Raw genomic sequence first — 15,069 nt, 5'->3', positions numbered from 1 at the left:
CATCCTGTCAGATTTACCAGTAGCCCAACCACTTCCACCATAATCCCCCAATCAAGATCCAGATAATCAGATTAATGACGCTCAGGATAAATCCGGTCTTCCACCATTCCCCCAGCGTGACATAGCCCGAACCGAAGATAATCGGGGCGGTGCCAGTACCGTAGTGGGTCAGGGACATCATCAGGGAGGAAGAGAAGGCCAAAATTAAGGCTAAGAATGCGGGAGGTGCGCCAAGAGCCAGACCGGCGGTGAAGAAGGCGGCAAACATGGCGGTGATATGCGCGGTGGTGCTGGCGAAGAAGTAGTGGGAATAGACATAGACCAGAACCAGCAGGATCGTGCCGCCAATCCAACCGATGCCTAAGTGATCAATCGCGCCGCCAACACTCTGCGACAGCCAGCTGATCAGGCCAAGTTTACCGAGAAACATCGCCATCATGACCAGCGCCGCGAACCAGACGATGGTATCCCACGCGCCCTTATTCTTGAGTAAATCATCCCAGCTTAATACGCCCGTTATCAGCAAAATGGACAATCCCATCAGCGCCGCCGTTGTTGGATCAACTGCCCAGGCACTACCCAATAAGAGCGCCGGAATACCCGCCCACAGCAGCAACAGCAAACCAAATGCCGCCAGCGTGATTTTCTCCGGCAGGGAAACCGGCCCCAATTCGCGCATTTTCTCTTTGGCAAATACCTGAGCATCCGGCGTTATTTTGATTTGGGGCGGGTAAAGCCAGTAGATCACCAGCGGAATGACAATCAGCGACACCAGCGCGGGCAGCAGTGCTGCGATGGCCCACATTCCCCAGGTCAGTTCAAACGCTGAACCGGTCTCTTTCATAATCAGATTAACAATCAGAGGATTAGGGGCCGTGGCGGTAATAAACATCGCCGATGTGATCGGGTTAATATTATAGTTAACCAGCGCTAAGTAACGGCCAATTTTCTCAGTCGATCCCGGCTCCGGTTTTGAATTAAAACTGTCGGCAATCGAGCGCATAATCGGATGAATAATCCCGCCGCCACGGGCGGTATTACTGGGTGTGACCGGTGCCAGGAGGGTTTCGGCAATTGCCAGTGCGTAGGCGATACCCAAAGTACTTTTACCGACCAGCGAAATAAAATAGTAACCGATACGCGCGCCCAGCCCCGTTTTATTCAGGCTTTGCGACAGCATGATCGAAACACCAATCAGCCAGATAAGATTATTTGAAAAACCACTTAACGCATCATTGAGTGCCGCCGCCGGTTTGCCGGGGTTGGTCACCCCGGTGAGCGCGACCAGTGCAATGGCAATGATGGAAATGGCGCCAATGGGCAGGGCTTTACCGATAATGGCGGCGATCGTGCCGACAAACAGCGCTAACAGATGCCAGGCATTGGGCGTCACATTTTGTGGCTGCGGAATAACAAACCAGATAGTCAGCGTAATAATAATCACGATAAGGGAGGGAACAGGTTTCAGCGGTGTCATCCGATCCATAATATTTTCACTCTTCCAGAGATAATCAACATCTCAGAAAAGCAGGAACAACAATCTGAGATTAATGAATGCCGTTATTCTGTGATCAATGCTGGCCGCATGGGGAGAGGTGCACCGACCCTTCATCGATAATAGAGAGTGGGGGAAGGATAATATTTGTCCGAAGTCATCTATGGTGCAGGAAAGTCATAAAAAAGGGCACTGTGCCGTCAACGTTGACGACTACACAGCGCCCTCTCTGATAGTGATGCTTTGGGATTATGGTGCAGGAATAGTGAAGCGTTTATGGATCTCTTCAAGCGAGTTCAGCACATTTTGATCCAGCGTAAGGTTCTGGCTGTCGATATTGATCTTCAACTGCTCCAGCGTCGTTGCGCCGAGCAGGGTGCTGGCAACAAACGGCTGTTGGCGAACAAAGGCCAGCGCCATCTGCGAAGGATCCAGACCGTGCTTTTTCGCCAGCGCGACATATTCGGCCACTGCGGCTTCAGACTGCGGAGAAGAGTAACGCGTGAAGCGGCTGAACAGCGTGTTACGTGCATTCGCCGGTTTCGCCCCATTCAGGTATTTGCCACTCAGCGTACCGAACGCCAGGCTGGAGTAAGCCAGAAGCTCTACGCCTTCGTGCTGGCTTATCTCGGCCAGACCAATTTCAAAGCTGCGGTTCAGCAGGCTGTAAGGGTTTTGGATCGACACAATGCGTGGCAGATCGTGTTTCTCGGCCAGTTGCAGATAGCGCATCACGCCCCACGGCGTCTCATTAGATACGCCGATGTAGCGGATTTTCCCGGCGCGTACTTGCTCATTCAACGCTTCCAGCGTTTCCAGAATAGTGACCGGTGAGCTGTCGTCGGTGTATTGATAACCCAGCTTGCCGAAGAAATTCGCCGGGCGCTGTGGCCAGTGCAACTGGTAAAGATCCAGATAATCGGTATTCAGGCGCTTAAGACTGGCGTCCAGCGCGGCGCGGATATTTTTGCGATCCAGATATTGATCCGGACGGATGGCGTTGTCGCTGCCGCGTGAAGGACCGGAGACCTTACTGGCCAGCACGATCTTTTCACGATTGCCGCGGGCTTTCAGCCAGCTGCCAATATAGCTTTCGGTAAGGCCCTGGGTTTCAGGACGCGGCGGCACCGGATACATTTCTGCCGTATCAATCAGATTGATGCCAGCAGCAACGGCGTAATCCAGCTGTTGGTGGGCTTCGGCTTCGCTGTTCTGTTCACCAAAAGTCATGGTGCCAAGTCCCAGTAAGCTCACTTCTAAAGAACTGTGGGGTATACGGTGATATTGCATTGCCGGTCTTCCTTACTTTTTGAGGATGTCAGGCTGCTTAAAAGGGCCTTAACTGACCTTATGTCTATTTTAAATTAAAGACGTTATCTTTTTTAAAGACGTTGTCTGTGCGTCAGGGACGATATCTGACTATATACAAGCGATGCGGGTGGGGGAAGTGGCAAGCGGAGATCGGCAGGAAATGGCAACGCGGGAGGGGATCGCAGGGCGAAATGCCAGCGGTAAACCTCCCGCTGGCGTCAGTTCTGAAAGTCCTCAGGGCGTGCTTAACGTTTCATGACCTGGCTGACGTCGTCATTATTTATCTGACGTTCATTACCCTGCTCATCGGTGTAGCTCAACAAGCCGGTGGATTTGTCCAGTTTAGGCTTGCCGTCCGTGAGGATCATGTTGCCGTCTTTGGTTGAAATCACATAATCACTGGCGCAACCGGCCAGACTAACTACGATCAGCGCTGCGCTGATCATCAATAAGCCTTTTTTCATTGCTGTTCCTTAATTGTGGGCTTGTCCAAACAGTTATCAGCGTAGCAAAACTCCCGGCTGACGTTAGGTGAAAAAGGGTTTTTTGTGTCTTTAAAAGCAGAAAAATCAACTAAAGCAGAAAATGCCGCGCCAGCAAAGGTCCGGTAAAACTCTTTTTGAGATAAAAACCGCGCGGCAAAGTCATGATGGGTTGGCCAAATTCGCCGATGGCTTCCGTCAGCGCTTTGCTATTGGCGCCTTTCGGGCGCAACTGCAACACCTCGCCGTGGCGGGCAGTAATGGTTTCGACTTTCCCCAGTACGATCAAGTCCATCAACTCTTCCCAGTCCTGACGCAGCTGTTGCTCCTCTTCTGCACCAGGGCTCCAAAGCAACGGCGCACCAATCCTTCTTTCTGCGAGCGGGATCTGGCGTTCGCCTTCGACAGGGATCCACAGGACGCGGGCAAGTTTATGGCGTACATGGCTATTTTCCCACGTCACGCCGCTGTTGCCCGTCAGCGGGGCGACACACACAAAGGTGGTCTCCAGCGGCTTTCCGGCCCGGTCAATGGGGATAGTTTTGAGCTCGATGCCTATCTCGGCGAAATCCTGCTCCGGTTTACTGCCGGCCATCGCGCCCAGATAGACTTCCAGCAACATGCCGACCCAGCCTTTTTCACGTTTCAAATCCGGCGGGATCGCCAGAGAGGCGTGTGTGGCTAATTCACCAAGTGAATATCCCGCCAGGGATTGTGCGCGGGTCAGCAGCGCCTGTTCGTCACGCGGTGGCGTGGTAATCGGTAATGGGATCGACATACAGCGAGTTCCGCGTGGTTGGTTAATTTTCATACGCAGGTGCGGCGCTTATGGAAATTAAAAGTTATACCCTTGGAGACCACAAATAATAGCATGATTTATTGCGGTTTTTTTTCCGCGATGCGTCGAAACGAGAGGGAATAATTTAAGGTTAACCCACAGTTGAGGCGGACAATGAACAGGATCTTCCCCCTAGTTATCCACAGATTTTCTGGATAACCCACTCCAATGACGATCACTGGTTCGATTTACAGGCTTGACTGTGGGGGTATTTTGTCATTTCGCCCCATAATTAGCCAATGGATAGCTTTTCTCTGTGGATAAAAACGTCATTGGTGGATCTTTCACCAGATGAGGATCCGTAAGGAGATAAAGTGATAAATAAACCCGGTGGAGAAGCTGTGAATTACTTTTAACTTATTGAAATAAATTAAATTAAATGAGGGTGTAAAAACGACCGGGGAAAAGCTTAAAATAGTTTTACCCCTCTTGCTATGAAGTTCTTCACACACCTATCCACAGAAAAAGTGAATAAAATTGCATGGAATGGGGTGTGCCTGTTTATAACTTTGCCATTTCGCCTGAGTTATCCCATTTTTATTGATGAAGATAGGGGCGAAGCAGTGGTTTACCGCCTCTTGGTAGTGTGAAACAATCAGAACATCTATGATTTTATGCTTATCGAGGTAGTCCGGTGATCGATGATGATGGCTACCGCCCGAATGTTGGTATCGTAATCTGCGACAAGCAGGGCCAGGTTTTATGGGCCAGACGGTACGGCCAGCACTCTTGGCAGTTTCCGCAAGGGGGCATCAACCCTGGCGAAACTCCCGAACAGGCCATGTATCGTGAGCTGTTTGAAGAGGTGGGTCTTGGCAGAAAAGACGTGCGAATTCTGGCTTCGACCCGTAACTGGTTACGCTATAAATTGCCAAAACGTTTGGTGCGTTGGGATACAAAGCCGGTGTGTATCGGCCAAAAGCAAAAATGGTTCCTGCTGCAATTGATGTGCAATGATGCAGACATCAACATGCAGCGCAGCAGTACGCCAGAATTTGATGGCTGGCGCTGGGTGAGTTTCTGGTATCCGGTGCGTCAGGTCGTGTCCTTCAAACGTGATGTTTACCGCCGCGTGATGAAAGAGTTTTCTATGACCGTGATGCCAATGCAGGAAATTCCCGTGCCCCGGACATCGCCCGCTTATCGTCGGAAAAGAGGCTAAGTCACGAAGAAATGCTCACGCGTTTGCGAGAAATTGTTGAAAAGGTAGCGATGGCGTCCAGCCTCAATGATGCGCTGGATGTATTGGTCAATGAAACCTGCCTGGCGATGGACACTGAAGTGTGTTCTGTGTATCTCGCTGACAATGACCGCCGTTGTTACTATCTGATGGCGACGCGAGGTTTGAAAAAACCTCGCGGGCGCACTATTGCACTGGCTTTTGACGAAGGTATTGTTGGGCTGGTGGGCCGTCTGGCTGAACCTATCAACCTTGCTGATGCACAAAGCCACCCGAGCTTCAAATATATCCCCCAGGTGAAAGAAGATCTTTTCCGTTCTTTCCTCGGCGTGCCGATCATTCACCGCCGCCAGCTGCTTGGCGTATTGGTTATCCAGCAACGCGAACACCGGCAGTTCGATGAAAGCGAAGAGTCTTTCATGGTCACGCTGGCCAACCAGCTGGCCGGTATCCTTTCTCAGGCTCAGCTCAACGTTCTTTATGGCCGCTTTCGCCAGACCCGAGTTAAGGCGCTGGCCGCCTCCCCAGGCGTTGCCATTGGTACCGGCTGGCAGGACAGCACACAGCCTTCTCTCGATCAGGTCTATATGGCCTCCACGCTGGATACCGTGCGTGAGCGTGAACGCCTGACCCGCGCACTGGAAGATGCCGGTGCCGAGTTCCGCCGTTTCAGTAAACGCTTTAGCGCCAGCGCGCAGAAAGAAAGTGCCGCCATTTTTGACCTCTACTCGCACTTGCTGAACGATGCACGGCTCAAGCGTGAGCTTTTCTCTGAAATCGATAAAGGCTCAGTGGCGGAGTGGGCAGTCAAAAAAGTTGTCGAAGAATTTGCCGCACAGTTTGCCAGCCTGCAAGACACCTACATGCGCGAACGCGGCAGTGACCTGCGGGCGCTGGGGCAGCGGCTGGTCTTCCATCTGGATGACAGTATTCAGGGTAATACCCAGTGGCCGGAACGCTTTATTCTGGTGACTGATGAGCTGACGGCGACGTTATTGGCCGAGGTTCCTCAGGACCGACTGGCGGGGGTGGTGGTACGTGATGGTGCCTCGAACTCCCATGCCGCAATACTTGTGCGGGCAATGGGGGTGCCTACCATTATGGGGGCCGACATTCAGCCCTCGCTGCTCAATCAGCGCCAGTTGATTGTCGATGGTTACCGCGGCGAGCTGCTGATTGACCCAGAGCCGGTGCTGGTCAACGAATATAAGCGCCTAATCAGTGAAGAGATGGAGCTGAGTCAGCGCGCAGAAGATGATGTAGAAGAACCTGCGGCAATGAAAAGCGGCGAACGGGTTCAGGTTATGCTCAATGCGGGCCTGAGCGCCGATCACGAAAAACTGTTCGGCAGCCGCGTGGATGGCGTAGGCCTCTACCGCACTGAAATACCGTTCATGCTGCAAAGTGGTTTCCCCTCGGAAGAGGAGCAGGTGGCGCAGTATCAGGGGATGTTACAGCTGTTCCCGACCAAACCGGTGACGCTGCGTACGCTGGATATCGGTTCTGACAAACAGCTGCCGTATATGCCCATCAGCGAGGAGAACCCTTGCCTGGGATGGCGTGGTATTCGTATCACCCTCGACCAGCCGGAAATATTCCTGATTCAGGTCCGCGCCATGCTGCGCGCCAATGCCGCCACCGGTAACCTTGGTATTTTGCTGCCGATGATCACCAGTCTTGAAGAGATTGATGAAGCGCGTCGTCTGATCGATCGCGCTGCCCGCGAAGTACAGGAACAGCTCGGTTACGACTTACCTAAAACGCGCCTCGGTGTGATGATTGAAGTTCCCTCCATGATCTTCATGCTGCCTTCACTGGCAGGCCGGGTCGATTTTCTTTCGGTAGGAACCAACGATTTAACGCAGTATCTGCTCGCGGTTGACCGCAACAACACCCGTGTTGCCGGTCTTTACGACAGCCTGCATCCCGCCATGCTGCGGGTGCTTAAACACATTCTGAGCGATGCTGAAGCGGCAGGTTTACACCTTAGCCTGTGTGGTGAAATGGCGGGCGACCCAATGGGTGCACTGCTGCTCACCGGCATGGGGTATCGCAATCTCAGTATGAACGGGCGCAGCGTGGCCCGTATTAAGTATCTGTTACGCCGTATTGATCTGGCTGACGCACAGGAACTTGCCAGCCGGGTGCTTGAAGCACAGTTCACCACTGACGTTCGCCATATGACCGCAGCGTTCATGGAAAGACGCGGGCTGGGCGGTTTAATTCGCGGCGGTAAATAGAAACGTTAAGGCGTCCTTTTGCTCGTCGCCAGGTACGTTAAACGCGCTAAGGTCAGGGTGTGAGACGTTTTTTTACAGAACTTTTCCAGCCTGTCTTGTCCGTGGTGAGTACTGCCTGTGCTATGATCCGGCCCCTGCTGACCCCTAACCGGGCGATAACAATAAACTACTTGTGGTGATAGATGAGTAACAGCTATCTGGCGTTTCCCCAGTTTGACCCGGTCATTTTCTCCATAGGACCGGTTTCCCTTCACTGGTATGGCCTGATGTATTTGGTCGGTTTTGTCTTCGCAATGTGGCTGGCCGTACGCCGCGCCAACAAACCAGGCAGTGGCTGGAAGAAGGAAGAAGTAGAAAATCTGCTGTACGCCGGATTCTTAGGTGTCTTCCTCGGTGGCCGCATCGGTTATGTGCTCTTCTATAACCTGCCATTGTTCCTCGAAAACCCGCTCTATTTATTCAAAGTCTGGGACGGCGGTATGTCTTTCCACGGTGGTTTGATCGGCGTCATCGTCGTCATGCTGTGGTTTGCTCGTCGTACTAAACGCACGTTCTTCCAGGTTTCCGATTTCATTGCACCCCTGATCCCGTTTGGGCTGGGTGCCGGCCGTTTAGGTAACTTCATCAACGGCGAATTATGGGGCCGTGTGACGACTGATGTACCGTGGGCGATGTTGTTCCCTGGCTCCCGTCAGGAAGATATCGTCATTGCTGCCGCTGACCCTAAATGGCAACCGCTGTTGAACCAGTACGGTGTCCTGCCTCGCCACCCGTCACAGGTGTATGAACTGCTGCTTGAAGGTGTGGTGCTGTTTATCATCCTCAACCTGTTCATCCGTAAACCGCGCCCGATGGGGGCTGTCTCTGGCTTGTTCCTGATTGGCTACGGCGCTTTCCGCATCATCGTTGAGTCTTTCCGCCAGCCGGATGCACAGCTTGGCCTGTTTGACGGTTTCCTCAGTATGGGACAAATCCTTTCCATTCCAATGATTGTCATCGGTCTCATCATGATGATCTGGGCATATCGCCGCCCGCAGAAACAATTGTCGTGAGGTAACATGAAACAGTATCTGGATTTAATGCAGAAAGTGCTTGATGAGGGCACACCTAAAGCTGACCGTACGGGTACGGGTACGGTGTCAATTTTCGGTCATCAAATGCGTTTCAATCTGCAAGATGGCTTTCCGTTGGTCACGACCAAAAAATGTCATTTACGCTCCATCATTCATGAGCTGTTATGGTTCCTGAAAGGCGAAACCAATATCGCTTATCTGCGTGAGAACAATGTCTCTATCTGGGATGAATGGGCAGATGAAAATGGCGATCTTGGGCCGGTTTATGGTAAGCAATGGCGTGCCTGGGGCTCTGCCGACGGCAAGCAAATTGATCAACTGAGTAATGTGGTAAATCAGTTGAAACAAGACCCTAACTCCCGACGCATTATCGTTTCTGCGTGGAATGTCGGAGAGCTGGATCAAATGGCTTTGGCGCCTTGCCATGCTTTTTTCCAGTTCTATGTGGCTGACGGTAAGCTCTCCTGCCAACTGTATCAGCGTTCATGTGACATCTTCCTCGGGCTGCCTTTCAACATCGCAAGCTACGCCTTGTTGGTGCATATGATGGCCCAGCAGTGTGACCTCGAGGTCGGTGACTTCGTCTGGACCGGTGGTGATACGCATCTATACAACAACCACATGGATCAGACACATTTACAACTGAGCCGTGAGCCGCGTGCTTTACCGAAATTAATCATCAAACGTAAGCCTGCTTCCCTGTTTGACTACCGTTTTGAAGACTTCGATATCGAAGGCTATGATCCGCACGCTGCGATCAAAGCCCCTGTTGCCGTTTAAGTCATACCTCCCCGTTGGTTAAATACCGGCGGGGTCTTCTACCGTAAAGAACGCCTCTCCCTGTTCTGGCTACTTTTCTACGCTTACCCCCGTTTTTCGCTACAACTATTTCTGCCCGTTTAAGCATCTTGCGAGTCATCCCGCAAAAAATTTTGTCGTGCCATACCGATGTTCAAAAACCTTCCAGAGGATTGCCGGAAAACCGTGCTTTGCCGGTTGTTGGTAAAACGGGACTGAGTAAACTCGCCGCATGAAAACAACCTTTGAACTTAAGCAGCAGGGCATGAGCCTGATTGAAATCCTGGTCGTCATTATGCTGATGAGCATCTGCAGCTTGTGGGGATTGCGCGGCTGGCAGGATTATCAGCAGGCGCTTCGTCTTGAACAAAATGCGCAGAGATTGCGGCTTTATCTCGTTGGTTTACAAACGCAAGCCAATGCTTATAACCGTTCGATAATCATATGGGCCATCGGGGGAGGGCTGGGCTGTGTCGGCTATTCGGTACGCCCGGAAAACTGTGCAGCTTCTGCTAGCCAACCGCGCTTTGTCGTGTCAGAACCTCACATGGAACTCGTCGATTTCACTGAAAAAGTGATGGGTTTTTATGGTATCCGCAATGGCGCGCAAGCCGGACATATCACATTGAGAAATTCCGCCGGGGGCATTCGGTTGGTCCTATCAGCCAGAGGACGGATCCGGTTATGCAGCGAAAACAAACGTATGTCAGGGTTGCCTTTATGTTAGCGGGTAACGACCGCACGCAAGGTTTCACGCTGCCAGAAATGTTGATGGCGATCAGTATTGGCAGCGTGCTGATGCTCAGTGCTGCACAGCTTTATCCTTTGCTGCGTCAGCGCAGTCAGAGTCTTAGTCGACATTTTCAGTTGGACCAACTCCTGAGAGGGACGGTTTTCAATATTGAAAAGGACTTACGGCGTGCCGGATTTTGCAATGGTGAGTGCAAGGGTAAAATCGTGACTTTCGGAAACAGCGAGGGGGAGCGGGCAAACTCCTGCATCATTATTGTTTATGACCTGAATCGTAACGGCCGCTGGGACCCGCCCGGCAGCAGCGAGCCAGACTACTTTGGCTACCGCTTACGTCAGGGAGGGATAGAGACGCAGCGTGGAACCGATAGCTGCACCGGCGGAGGCTGGGAAAAGCTGTTAGATCCATCCGAGGTGCAGGTGACGGAATTTAACGTTACAGAACCTGTTGCTTCTGAGAGGGGACATTTGTACTCCATCATGCTGTCTGCACACTGGAGCGATGCCCCCGCCATTCACCGGCAGGTCGAAAAAAAGGTGGCTGGGTATGAACAATGAAAAAGGCGTTCAGGCCGGTGATCGTCAGCGCGGCAGTGCGATGATCCTGAGTATCATGATGATGATGTCTCTTGGACTTCTTGTTCTGTCAACGCTCGGCCAGCATCTGTCAGGGGCTTTAATGCTCACGTCGAGCGAACATCGTTATCTTCTGGCATGGGAACAAGCCGAATCATCACTTAATTGGGGGATGCGGCAACACTGGGCTGTGTCGCCGGGCAGTGGCTGGCAGTGTCAGACAACCTCCAATGAGTCGACAGGGCGGCTCAGGAGTTGCATTCGCCCTTCACTGCGGGAAGGTGTCTTTCTGCTTAAAGGTGAGGGGGCGGTCGATAAGAGTGCACCAGCCGTCTTGCTGTTTCAGCAAACCACGGCGACCGGGGCGTCGGATGGACAGTATATTTTGGAGGCACTGAATCAGGGGTGGCTGGATTTCTGTCCGGAGTCAGATCCTGCCTATTGTGATGAAGATAGCGAGGTAGCCGATGGAAAAGGGCTTTAGTTTGCCAGAAGCATTAATCGCCACCCTGCTGCTGTCCGTTTCAATCCTTGGTTTGCTGCAATACTATCAGTCGCTGACTCAGGGATTTATACGCCAGTGGCAATTCCGGCAGGCGTGGACGGAGGTGCATGCTCAACTTGATGCCTACGCGGTCACACGAAAAAATAATGCTATCTCTTTAGCCGGTTGGGAAAGTCGGCTCACTGCCGTTGCCGCTAAGGAAGGGTGTGAAACTGCAACCGTCCGTGTTCAGACACCCTCAGGGTATATCGCACAGTCATCCCGGCTATTTTGCGACCGGAACTCTTCACCGGCTTTATGACAACAGTAAAGCCTGTAGCCTTTGGTTTGCATTACGGTTGAAGCTGGTTAGAGTAACCTGCTGAGTTACGTAATCGGTCCTATTAATTTTGTCCTCAAGGAAGCACTCATGTTTACGGTTTATCATTCCAATCAGTTAGATATTCTGAAAACGCTCACGACGAAGCTCATTGAGGGACGCCCGCTTGCCGACCCATTCCGTCAGGAAGTGATTCTGGTACAAAGCCCCGGTATGGCCCAATGGTTACAAATGGAGCTGGCACAAACTTTTGGCATTGCAGCCAATATTGCTTTCCCGCTGCCTGCAACCTTTATCTGGGATATGTTCACCAAAGTGCTGCCTGGTATTCCTAAAGAGAGCGCCTTCAGCAAAGACGCCATGACCTGGAAACTGATGTGGCTGCTTCCCCAGAAACTGCCTGACGACGATTTTGTCGCCCTGCGCCATTATCTGGATGATGACGAAGACAAACGTAAAATTCACCAGCTTGCTGCCCGCGTAGCGGATCTGTTCGACCAATATCTGGTTTACCGCCCTAAGTGGTTGCAGGCTTGGGAAAATGAAACCGAAATTGAAGGGCTTGATGAGTCTCAACGCTGGCAGGCCTCACTTTGGCGTGCGCTTTGTGCCTATACCGAGGAGCTACATCAGCCTGAATGGCACCGCGCTAACCTGTATCAGCGTTTTATTTTTGAATTAGATAAAGCGAAAGAAACACCGGCTGGTTTACCGTCCAGAGTGTTTATTTGCGGTATTTCCGCATTACCGCCGGTTTATCTTCAGGCCCTTCAGGCTCTTGGCCGACACATCGATATTCATCTGATGTTCACCAATCCCTGTAAATACTACTGGGGTGATATTCAGAACTATGCGTTTTTGGCACGGCTGCAAAGCCGTAAGCGTCGCCACTTTCTTGAGAAGTCAGAAGCCTCTCTTTTTCGGGATCCTTCACAGGCCGCCCAGCTTTTCAATGAAGAGGGCGAACAGAATATCAGTAACCCTCTTTTAGCCTCATGGGGAAAACTGGGGCGCGACCATATGTATTTATTGTCGCAAATTGATGAAATCCAGGAAGTTCAGGCCTTTGTGGATGTGGGACATAACAACCTTTTACATGCTATTCAGCAGGACATGCTGGAGCTGGAAGATAACGCGGTGATCGGTATGACCGCCGAAACGTTACTCCACAGTGATCAGAAAAGAACGTTAGTTCCAGATGACCGTTCGGTCAGTCTGCATGTTTGCCATAGCCCGCAGCGTGAGGTCGAAGTACTGCATGACAACCTGCTGGCATTAATTGATCAACACCCTGATCTTACCCCGCGTGACATCATCGTGATGGTGGCGGATATCGACAGCTATGCGCCTTATATTCAGGCAGTGTTTGGTAATGCTCCCGCAGACCGCTACCTGCCTTTTGCCCTTTCTGACCGTAAAGCGAGTCAGGCACATCCGGCTCTTCAGGCTTTTATCTCATTGCTTGACCTGCCGCAGAGTCGCTTTACTGCCGAGCAGGTGCTGGGGTTGCTGGAGGTTCCTGCGCTCGCCGCCCGTTTCTCTATTGATGAAGACGGGCTTCGTCTGCTTCGCCAGTGGGTCGGAGAATCCGGTATCCGCTGGGGGCTGGATGATGACAACGTACGTGAATTGTCACTGCCGGCTACCGGCCAGCATACTTGGCATTTTGGCCTGACCCGTATGCTGTTAGGTTATGCGATGGACAGTCATTCCGGTGAATGGCGGGGCGTTTTACCCTACGATGAATCAACCGGGCTGGCAGCCGAGCTGGCTGGCCATCTGGCGGAGTTACTGATGCAGCTCAGCCAGTGGCGAATTACTTTATCGCAGCCTCGCCCTGTGACTGAATGGTTACCACTCTGTCAGGAGTTGCTCGCTACCTTCTTCTCCCCTGAAGGGGAAACGGAAGTTGCTTTGGCACTGATTGAGCAGCAGTGGCAGAAAGTTCTCAGTCAGGGTGTAGCCGCGCAATATCCGGACGTTGTGCCGCTATCTATTTTGCGTGACGAGCTCTCTTCTAAACTCGATCAGGAACGTATCAGCCAGCGTTTTCTTGCCGGGCCTATTAACTTCTGCACCCTGATGCCCATGCGTTCAATTCCTTTCCGCGTAGTTTGTTTACTGGGTATGAACGATGGGATTTACCCAAGAACCTTACCGCCATTGGGTTTTGATCTGATGTCGCAAAAGGTCGAGCGTGGGGATCGTAGCCGCCGTGATGATGACCGCTACCTCTTTTTAGAAGCCCTGCTTTCTGCTCAAGACCACTTTTATATCAGCTATATAGGTCGCTCAATTCAGGATAACAGTGAGCGTTATCCTTCTGTGCTGGTAAGTGAGTTGCTGGAATATATCGGGCAGAGTTATTGTCTCGACGGAGACAGCCGTTTAGGTGCTGATGAAAGCGCTGCGCGCGTCACCAACCACCTGCTGTGCTGGCATCCCCGTACACCTTTTGATATTGCCAACTTTGAAGCAGGTAACGAACATCAGAGTTATGCCGCTGAGTGGCTGCCTGCCGCCAGTTTACAGGGCGATGAGGCTATAGATTTCAATCAGCCTTTAGAGCCCCTGCCTCTGACTGAAGTGACGCTTGATAACCTGTTACGTTTTTATCGCCATCCGATCAAAGCCTTCTTCCAGATGCGGCTGAATGTCAGCTTTGTACTGGAAGAGACTGAGCTTTCTGATGAAGAACCTTTTATTCTCGATAATCTCGATCGTTACCAGTTCAATTCTCAACTCTTAAATACGCTGATTGACGAGCAGGACAGTGCGCAGCTTTTCTCCCGCATTCGGGCTTCCGGTGGACTCCCTTATGGACCTTTCGGTGAGATTTACTGGCAGAAACAGCTCGACGAAATGTCGGCGCTTGCAGAGCAAATCCGTAGTGAAAGACGGGAGAGCTGTAGTATCGAACTTGACCTTCCGGTGGGAGATATCCAGCTGACAGGATGGTTGCATCAGGTGCAGGATGATGGCCTGTTACGCTGGCGGCCTGCTGCCTTGCTGGCGCGGGATGGCCTGTTGTTATGGATTGAACATTTGGTCTATTGCGCCAGTGGAGGGACAGGTGACAGCCGCATGTACGGGCGAAGTGGAACCGCCTGGCGCTATGCAGCATTATCGCCAGAAGGAGCACGGCAACATCTGGAGGATCTTATCGCGGGTTATCTGCAGGGGATGGCTGAGCCGTTAATTCTGCTTAATAAAAGCGGCTGGGCGTGGTTGTCACAATGTTTTGATCAAAGCACCGGTATCGTGAGTCACGATGCGGAAAAACAGGAAAAAGGGCGCAGTAAATTACTGCAAGCCTGGCAGGGCGATTACCGTGTTCCCGGTGAAGGGGCCGATCCCTATATTCAGCGCGTCTTCCGACAGATTGATACACAAATGCTGGAGATTATCGTCCGCGAAGCTGAGCGCTTCCTTTTGCCTATTGCCCGGCACAATCTGGCATAGTAGAGAGATGGTGCAAATTTATCTGATTGAGGGAGAGTGG

At 51.9% G+C, this 15,069-nt stretch carries 13 protein-coding genes; 9 read left to right on the top strand and 4 right to left on the bottom strand.

Translation table 11 applies throughout. The features are described from left to right. Positions 1 to 13: 13 nt before the first annotated feature. The 4 genes from ACZRKO_RS15615 to mutH form a co-directional block, all read right to left on the bottom strand. Complete coding sequence (locus ACZRKO_RS15615; protein WP_463738183.1) at positions 14 to 1,486, bottom strand: DASS family sodium-coupled anion symporter; 1,473 nt, start codon at positions 1,484 to 1,486, stop codon at positions 14 to 16. 258 nt (positions 1,487 to 1,744) lie between these two features. Beyond that, on the bottom strand, positions 1,745 to 2,785 hold the full coding sequence (locus ACZRKO_RS15610) for an NADP(H)-dependent aldo-keto reductase (RefSeq protein ID WP_463738182.1): 1,041 nt from the start codon (positions 2,783 to 2,785) through the stop codon (positions 1,745 to 1,747). 266 nt (positions 2,786 to 3,051) lie between these two features. Then, on the bottom strand, positions 3,052 to 3,270 hold the full coding sequence (locus ACZRKO_RS15605; RefSeq protein WP_463738181.1) for a YgdI/YgdR family lipoprotein: 219 nt from the start codon (positions 3,268 to 3,270) through the stop codon (positions 3,052 to 3,054). Positions 3,271 to 3,379: 109 nt separating this feature from the next. Then, on the bottom strand, positions 3,380 to 4,066 hold the full coding sequence (gene mutH, locus ACZRKO_RS15600) for a DNA mismatch repair endonuclease MutH (protein WP_463738180.1): 687 nt from the start codon (positions 4,064 to 4,066) through the stop codon (positions 3,380 to 3,382). Between the two features lie 694 nt (positions 4,067 to 4,760). On the opposite strand from mutH, the gene rppH reads away from it, so the two are divergent. The 9 genes from rppH (at position 4,761) to recC (ending at position 15,029) form a co-directional block, all read left to right on the top strand. Continuing rightward, positions 4,761 to 5,288, top strand: coding sequence for an RNA pyrophosphohydrolase (rppH, locus tag ACZRKO_RS15595; protein ID WP_463738179.1), 528 nt, complete (start codon positions 4,761 to 4,763; stop codon positions 5,286 to 5,288). 11 nt (positions 5,289 to 5,299) lie between these two features. Further along, positions 5,300 to 7,546: a phosphoenolpyruvate--protein phosphotransferase gene (ptsP, locus tag ACZRKO_RS15590; protein ID WP_463738178.1), complete on the top strand. Its 2,247-nt coding sequence runs from the start codon at positions 5,300 to 5,302 to the stop codon at positions 7,544 to 7,546. 182 nt (positions 7,547 to 7,728) lie between these two features. Beyond that, on the top strand, positions 7,729 to 8,598 hold the full coding sequence (gene lgt / locus ACZRKO_RS15585; RefSeq protein ID WP_463738177.1) for a prolipoprotein diacylglyceryl transferase: 870 nt from the start codon (positions 7,729 to 7,731) through the stop codon (positions 8,596 to 8,598). A gap of 6 nt (positions 8,599 to 8,604) precedes the next feature. Then, positions 8,605 to 9,399 carry a thymidylate synthase gene (thyA, locus tag ACZRKO_RS15580; protein ID WP_463738176.1) on the top strand — a complete coding sequence of 265 codons (795 nt, stop codon included), beginning with the start codon at positions 8,605 to 8,607 and terminating at the stop codon, positions 9,397 to 9,399. Positions 9,400 to 9,649: 250 nt separating this feature from the next. Beyond that, complete coding sequence (locus ACZRKO_RS15575; protein ID WP_463738175.1) at positions 9,650 to 10,144, top strand: prepilin peptidase-dependent protein; 495 nt, start codon at positions 9,650 to 9,652, stop codon at positions 10,142 to 10,144. Next, positions 10,138 to 10,725, top strand: a complete 588-nt coding sequence (locus ACZRKO_RS15570; protein ID WP_463738174.1) for a prepilin peptidase-dependent protein — start codon at positions 10,138 to 10,140, stop codon at positions 10,723 to 10,725. The genes ACZRKO_RS15575 and ACZRKO_RS15570 overlap by 7 nt, the downstream gene beginning before the upstream one ends. Further along, positions 10,715 to 11,227 (top strand): YgdB family protein, encoded by a 513-nt coding sequence (locus ACZRKO_RS15565; protein ID WP_463738173.1) that lies wholly within the window; start codon positions 10,715 to 10,717, stop codon positions 11,225 to 11,227. Before ACZRKO_RS15570 ends, ACZRKO_RS15565 begins: the two co-directional genes overlap by 11 nt. Next, positions 11,211 to 11,549 carry a prepilin-type N-terminal cleavage/methylation domain-containing protein gene (locus ACZRKO_RS15560; RefSeq protein ID WP_463738172.1) on the top strand — a complete coding sequence of 113 codons (339 nt, stop codon included), beginning with the start codon at positions 11,211 to 11,213 and terminating at the stop codon, positions 11,547 to 11,549. Before ACZRKO_RS15565 ends, ACZRKO_RS15560 begins: the two co-directional genes overlap by 17 nt. A 108-nt stretch (positions 11,550 to 11,657) precedes the next feature. Further along, positions 11,658 to 15,029, top strand: a complete 3,372-nt coding sequence (gene recC, locus ACZRKO_RS15555; protein WP_463738171.1) for an exodeoxyribonuclease V subunit gamma — start codon at positions 11,658 to 11,660, stop codon at positions 15,027 to 15,029. Positions 15,030 to 15,069: the final 40 nt, after the last annotated feature.

It is taken from the genome of Ewingella sp. C233, assembly GCF_055407225.1.
Note: the sequence above shows the minus strand (reverse complement) of the source record. Positions and strands in the feature narration are given on the sequence as shown.

Coding starts and splice junctions, on each gene's coding strand:
- ACZRKO_RS15560 (WP_463738172.1), top strand. CDS start 11,211: ATGGAAAAGGGCTTTAGTTTGCCAGAAGCATTAATCGCCACCCTGCTG.
- ACZRKO_RS15570 (WP_463738174.1), top strand. CDS start 10,138: ATGTTAGCGGGTAACGACCGCACGCAAGGTTTCACGCTGCCAGAAATG.
- lgt (WP_463738177.1), top strand. CDS start 7,729: ATGAGTAACAGCTATCTGGCGTTTCCCCAGTTTGACCCGGTCATTTTC.
- ACZRKO_RS15565 (WP_463738173.1), top strand. CDS start 10,715: ATGAACAATGAAAAAGGCGTTCAGGCCGGTGATCGTCAGCGCGGCAGT.
- mutH (WP_463738180.1), bottom strand. CDS start 4,066: ATGTCGATCCCATTACCGATTACCACGCCACCGCGTGACGAACAGGCG.
- ACZRKO_RS15610 (WP_463738182.1), bottom strand. CDS start 2,785: ATGCAATATCACCGTATACCCCACAGTTCTTTAGAAGTGAGCTTACTG.
- ACZRKO_RS15605 (WP_463738181.1), bottom strand. CDS start 3,270: ATGAAAAAAGGCTTATTGATGATCAGCGCAGCGCTGATCGTAGTTAGT.
- ptsP (WP_463738178.1), top strand. CDS start 5,300: ATGCTCACGCGTTTGCGAGAAATTGTTGAAAAGGTAGCGATGGCGTCC.
- thyA (WP_463738176.1), top strand. CDS start 8,605: ATGAAACAGTATCTGGATTTAATGCAGAAAGTGCTTGATGAGGGCACA.
- recC (WP_463738171.1), top strand. CDS start 11,658: ATGTTTACGGTTTATCATTCCAATCAGTTAGATATTCTGAAAACGCTC.
- ACZRKO_RS15615 (WP_463738183.1), bottom strand. CDS start 1,486: ATGGATCGGATGACACCGCTGAAACCTGTTCCCTCCCTTATCGTGATT.
- ACZRKO_RS15575 (WP_463738175.1), top strand. CDS start 9,650: ATGAAAACAACCTTTGAACTTAAGCAGCAGGGCATGAGCCTGATTGAA.